The 6202-nt window shown below is 37.8% G+C and carries 6 protein-coding genes; all 6 read left to right on the forward strand.

Features of this window, described 5'->3' with window-relative positions:
• The first annotated feature begins 291 nt into the window (after positions 1-291).
• Positions 292-951 carry a sugar transferase gene (locus V7659_RS28620; protein WP_335543446.1) on the forward strand — a complete coding sequence of 220 codons (660 nt, stop codon included), beginning with the start codon at positions 292-294 and terminating at the stop codon, positions 949-951.
• Between the two features lie 16 nt (positions 952-967).
• Positions 968-2428 (forward strand): teichuronic acid biosynthesis protein TuaB, encoded by a 1461-nt coding sequence (gene tuaB, locus V7659_RS28625; protein ID WP_335543447.1) that lies wholly within the window; start codon positions 968-970, stop codon positions 2426-2428.
• Positions 2428-3624: a teichuronic acid biosynthesis protein TuaC gene (gene tuaC / locus V7659_RS28630; protein ID WP_335543448.1), complete on the forward strand. Its 1197-nt coding sequence runs from the start codon at positions 2428-2430 to the stop codon at positions 3622-3624. The genes tuaB and tuaC overlap by 1 nt, the downstream gene beginning before the upstream one ends.
• A gap of 24 nt (positions 3625-3648) precedes the next feature.
• Entirely contained in the window at positions 3649-4983 is a 1335-nt protein-coding gene (gene tuaD / locus V7659_RS28635; protein ID WP_420491783.1) for a UDP-glucose 6-dehydrogenase TuaD, read from the forward strand.
• A gap of 15 nt (positions 4984-4998) precedes the next feature.
• Positions 4999-5940: an NAD-dependent epimerase/dehydratase family protein gene (locus V7659_RS28640; RefSeq protein WP_335543450.1), complete on the forward strand. Its 942-nt coding sequence runs from the start codon at positions 4999-5001 to the stop codon at positions 5938-5940.
• Between the two features lie 21 nt (positions 5941-5961).
• A partial coding sequence (locus V7659_RS28645) for a hypothetical protein (protein WP_335543451.1) occupies positions 5962-6202 on the forward strand: 241 nt, incomplete at its 3' end.

A 6202-nucleotide genomic window follows, 5' to 3' on the forward strand; every position in this document is an offset into this window, starting at 1 on the left:
TTATGGGTCACAGTTCAATCAAGAGGGTGTTTTTTATACAATCATAAAAAATAGCTGTCCCAAAAAGGAGATTTATCCGCATCCTTTTTGGGGCAGCTTTTTTTCATTTTATCGATAGATATACCTATAGTCTGTAAAAATCTTTACAAACCCTTTATAAAGTTCATAAATATTCAAAATCTTTTACAAACTCTTCACCCGTCCTCAACAGCAACTTCAAATTATGTACCTATACTTTACGTATGGGCTAGCAAGTCTCATTATCAAAAAATCTTTTGGGGTGAAAAATTTGTGAGTACTGAAAAAAGCTACAATTTCTACCAAGATTATCTAATGGTATCATCATCCAAACTCACATTATCAAAGAATGTGGAACAGTATCTCTATCTAAAAAGAGCGTATGACATTTTCCTTGCAACCTTAGGGTTAATTATTGCATTGCCAATAGTTCTTTTATTTTCAATCCTCATTGTGCTCGAAACACCTGGTTCTCCATTTTACGTACAGGAGCGAATGGGTAAGAATGGAAAACGTTTCATGATGATGAAGTTACGATCGATGAGAATGGATGCAGAAAAAGAAGGCGCAAAGTGGGCAGAGGTAAATGACCCTCGTATTACAAAAGTGGGAGCATTCATCCGAAAGACTCGCATTGATGAGTTGCCTCAATTGGTCTCTGTTTTAAAAGGAGACATGTCCATTATAGGGCCAAGACCCGAAAGACCATTCTTTACAGCGAAATTTAATAAAGAGATAAAGGGATTCGAAAATCGGCTGATTGTAAAACCAGGCCTTACAGGTCTAGCCCAGGTTAGTGGGGGATATGATATGTCTCCAAGAGAAAAACTTCAATACGACCTGGCATACATACAAAATTTAACCTTCTCACTTGAAGTTAAAATTATGGTGAAGACGTTCAAAGTGATTTTCACAGGTGAGGGAGCACGTTAATAAAGGCGGGAAGTATATGTCAGTCCTCAGAGACCAATTACATAAAGGCGTTAAATGGACGGGAATTTCTACACTTATAATAACAGCCATCCAAATTATCCAGTTTGGGTTACTTGGCAAATTAATGAGTCTATCCGAATTCGGGCTGGTAGGGATGATTACCACAATTGTGGTATTTGCTCAAATATTACTGGATCTTGGTTTTGGCTCAGCCGTGATTCAAAAAGAAGAGGTTTCTACCCGTGTATTGTCATCCCTATTTTGGATAAATGTGGTAGTGGGTGTTGGCTTGTTTATGCTCTTATTCCTCTTTAGCCCATTGATTGCGACATATTTTCATCGAGGTGAATTAATCGAACTTATTCGAATCTTGGCCGTGATGTTTTTAATCGCTCCGGTCGGGCAGCAATGCCAATATTTGTTACAAAAGGATTTACGATTTAATTTACTAGGGGCCATTGAAGCAGGGACAACATTCATCTCTTTTTTAACATTAGTGATTCTCATACTTACCATTAGTCCGATTTATGCCTTTGTCATTTCACAAGTCGTCCTGAATTCATTAAAAGGCATTCTTTATTTTATCTGTTATCGAAAGAAATGGCGGCCCTCTTTCGTATTTGATTTGTCGGAATGCAAAGAGTACATGGCGTTTGGGGCCTTCCAATTATCTTCCAGGTTAGTCAATCGAATGGGTTCCAATCTTGATGTGATATTAATTGGCCGATTTATGGGCGCTGAGGCACTTGGTATTTATAATCTGGCCTATCAGATCGTGACCATTCCAGTCTTAAAGATTAATCCGATTATTACGAGAGTTGCTTTTCCGGTTTTTTCGAAAAGCCACCAAAATCAAGTTTTATTAACAGATGGATTCTTACACATGACAAAATTGTTGAGTCTAGTTTCGTTTCCCATTTTAATGGGTCTCACCGCTGTGTCTAATGTGTTTATTTTAACTATTTTTGGAGAGAAGTGGCTGGACGCCGTTCCAGTTGTGCAAATCATGGCTGTCGTAGGCATTCTTAGGGTTTTAATGAATCCAAATGGATCAGTTATTTTAGCAAAAGGAAAAGCTAATATTGCTTTTTATTGGGATGCCGGCGTTTTGATTCTTTATGGTGCCTCTTTATCGTTAGCAGTAATGACGGATAAATTGGAAGTGGTTGCTTGGACATATGCAGGAGTTAGTCTAGTGAACTTCTTAATTGGAAGATGGTTATTAAATTGGTTGATACAGCTCCGTTTTCGGCAATATCTTCAAACTATTTCGATACCATTTTTATTATCTTTTCTCATAACGGCTGTCGCTTTTTGTTTAAAAAAGATATCTAGCTTTTATTTTCCTCAATCCAGCATATGGCCGTTAATTTTTTCCGTGGGCATAAGTGCGATTGCCTATATTTTGCTTTTATATAAGGTTTATCCCGATTTCTTCTTGAAGATCGTAAAAAAACAAATAAGAGGGCAAACATAATGAAAATTTTATGGATTACAAGTGTATATCCAAGTGACGAAAATCCTGGGCAAGGTGTTTTTCATGAAACCCAAGTTCAAGCATTAATCCGTTTAGGCGTAGAGATTACGGTGATTTGTCCTATGCCGCGTCATTCAACCTTGATTAAGTATGTAAAAAGACAGTATCGAGCAAATAAGGAGATGCCATCTAAGTATGTCCGAAAAGGAGTAACGGTCTACCGTCCGCCCTATTTAGCAATTCCGGGCCAACTCAGATGGTCTCAGCCGGATAAACGGATTGCTGCTGCCATTTTAAATACAATGTCTGATTATGATATAGAGCCCGATTTAATTCACGCACATTTTGCGATGCCGTCTGGAGGGGCAGCGAAAATTGTTGCAGAACAAAAAAAGCTGCCGTGGATTTTAACGTTACATGGCAGTGATGTAAATATTTATCCCTTTTATAGTGCAAGTGCGAAAAAAGCATTCGAACAAACGGTACAGTCGGCAAATCTGGTATTGGCAGTAGGTGACAGCCTCAGGAATAAAGCAAAGGAGTTAACAGGTAGAGATAGTATGGTGATTCCCATCGGGGTTGATGTATCACGATTTAAACCTCTTGATGAAACCAAAACGCAAATAAGGAGACGTCTGCAACTTCCAGAAGAAAAGAAGATTATTGTTTTTATTGGAAGGTTAACACAAGCAAAAGGAGTTTTTGAACTTGTTCATTCACTTCAATGGCTGTCAAACGATGTAGCGATTTTGTTTGTTGGCGATGGTCCAGCTAAAGATAAATTAAGGCAGCATTCCGATTTCAATAGACGGTTGTTCCTAATCGGGCAAGTTGAAAATGAAAGAATAGGTGATTATTTGCTTGCTAGTGATGTGTTTGCTCTCCCATCTTATACAGAAGGGATGCCAACCGTTGTCATTGAAGCCCTAGCTCTTAAAGTGCCTGTGATTTGTACTTCAGTGGGAAGTGTCCCGGAGCTATTTGGTGAGCATCGTTCGCTTTTAATCGAAAGTAAGTCAGTTTCAAGCTTAGTAACTCGAGTAAACGATATTATAAGCAGAAATCTTTTTACTCCGCAGGTTCAGCATGAGCTCTATAAACATATCCAAAAAAACTATCATGCGGATCGTAATGCAGTTTTGTTAAAAGCTGTCTATAAACGGACTATAGAATCTATTTATTCAACGATTAAGTAATAAGAACTGGAAGGATTGATAAGGATGAAAAAAATAGCTGTTATTGGAACTGGTTATGTTGGCCTCGTTTCAGGCACATGTTTTGCTGATTCAGGCAATCAGGTTACTTGTTGTGATATTGATCAATTGAAAATAAATGATCTCATAAAGGGATTCATGCCAATTTATGAGCCAGGCTTAAAAGAACTGGTCCTCAAAAATGTTCGGAAAGGAACACTTACATTTAGCGCTAATATCAATAAAGAAATCCAGGATGCAGAGGTCATTTTTATTGCAGTCGGGACACCAATGACATCATCAGGTAAAGCAGACTTAACGTATATAAAGCAAGTTGCAAAATCGATTGGTGAAAATTTAAATGGTTACAAAGTAATTGTCACAAAAAGTACCGTTCCCGTCGGTACTGGAAAATTAATAGAATCCTTGATTAAAGAATACGACAAAGGAAACCATCTTTTTGACGTCGTCTCTAATCCTGAATTTTTAAGAGAAGGTACAGCGATTAAGGATACGATGAATATGGAGCGCGCAGTCATAGGCACTACAAGCGAAAAAGCTTATCAAATAATTGCAGAAATTCATCAGCCTTTCACAGCTAATATAGTAAAAGCCTCGATAGAAACAGCGGAAATCATTAAATATGCTGCCAATGCATTTTTGGCTACTAAGATTTCTTTTATTAATGATATAGCGAATATTTGTGAACGGGTTGGAGCTGACGTTACAAAAGTGTCCGCAGGCATTGGTCTCGACAGCAGGATTGGCAATAAATTTTTACAGGCAGGAGTTGGATTTGGCGGATCCTGTTTTCCTAAAGATACCGCTGCACTACTGCACATTGCAGAGGATTGTGGCTACAATTTCAAATTAATCAAAGCGGTGATTGATACAAACGAAGGGCAAAGGGTGCAGCTGGTGAAAAAATTGATACGTGCATTAGGTTCCTTAAATGGAAAAACCATTAGTGTTCTAGGATTAGCATTTAAACCAGATACCGATGATATTCGTTCTTCTCCTGCTTTGGATATTATACCTTACTTAACAGAGCAGGGTGCCATCGTTAAGGCATATGATCCTATAGCGATCGTAGAAGCAAAAAAACAGATCGGATATCAGTGCACCTATTCAGAGGATATATATGAAACTATTCGGGATACAGATGCTTGCATGATCTTAACAGATTGGCAGGATGTAAAAACATTAGATTTACCCTTAGTAATGCAATTAATGAATCAACCTTTGATTGTTGATGGCCGAAATCTTTTTGATTTAGAAATGATGAGACGCCTTGGATTTACGTATTTATCGGTTGGGAGACCAGCCATTCAAGCGGAATCTATCATAACAAAGGCAATATAGGAGGAGGTTTTTCTTATGAGAAAAGTAATCGTCACAGGAGGAGCAGGATTTATTGGCTCCCATATAGTGGAGGAATTGCTTCTAAATAATTATAGCGTCACGGTTATTGATAATTTTTCAACAGGTCGACAAGAAAACATCGATCACTTGCCTATTGAAGTCTACAATCACGACATTACCCATCCAAGTGTCATTGAATTAATTGTTTCTCTTTGTCCAGATTATATTATTCACCAAGCGGCACAAGTAAGTGTTGCTGAGTCTGTAAAAGACTTTCTATTTGATGAAAAAGTAAATATTAAGGGATCGCTGCACATTATTAAGGCTGCGATTGAATCAAAGGTGAAAAGATTCGTTTTTGCTTCGTCTGCAGCAGTGTATGGAAATCCGGTTTCATTACCAGTCACCATTTCACACCCAACAGTGCCAGAATCACCATACGGACTTACAAAGTTATCTGTTGAAAATTATTTAAAAATGTCTAGTGAACTGTATCAACTGCCATATAGTATTTTGCGCTACAGCAATGTATATGGACCAAGACAAGACGCAAAGGGTGAAGGGGGAGTTGTAGCTATTTTTTCAAATCAACTGACCGAAAACAGAGCACCAGTTATTTATGGTGATGGAGAGCAAACGAGAGATTTTATTTTTGTTAAAGATGTGGCAGCTGCAAATGTTAAAGCATTGCATGCAGAGGGAAATATGTGTGTTCAAGTGTCATCTGGAACATGCATCTCCATCAATGAGCTGTTTGAAACGATGAAAGGAGCAGCCGGTTCCAATCTGTACCCAATCTATAAACAAGAACGTCCAGGCGATATTCGACATAGTATTCTTGCCAATGAAGAAACAAAAACAATACTAAATTGGGAGCCGTCTATCAGGCTTTACGAAGGTTTACATGAGACACTGCTGTTCTCAAAGAATAAACAACCGCTATCACTAAATGGTTAATTTGAAAAAGGAGAAGGAAGTTTGATGCAAAGTAATCCACTAGTTAAACCAGCAACAGGTGTGTCAGCTTTTCTCTTAGTAGGATTTGCCATTGCCTATTCACTTGTTGAAATGCAGATTGAAATGATGATTTTTCTTGGGTTATGGATGATTATCATTTTTACATTTCTTGTAAAAATCAAAGTTATTAATAAACCGCAATTTCCCACCGTTATGTATTTATTAGTCATGACAACATTTCTGAATCAATCAGTTCTAAACA

The sequence above is a fragment of the Neobacillus drentensis genome, assembly GCF_036966985.1.
GTDB lineage: Bacteria > Bacillota > Bacilli > Bacillales > Cytobacillaceae > Neobacillus > Neobacillus drentensis_E.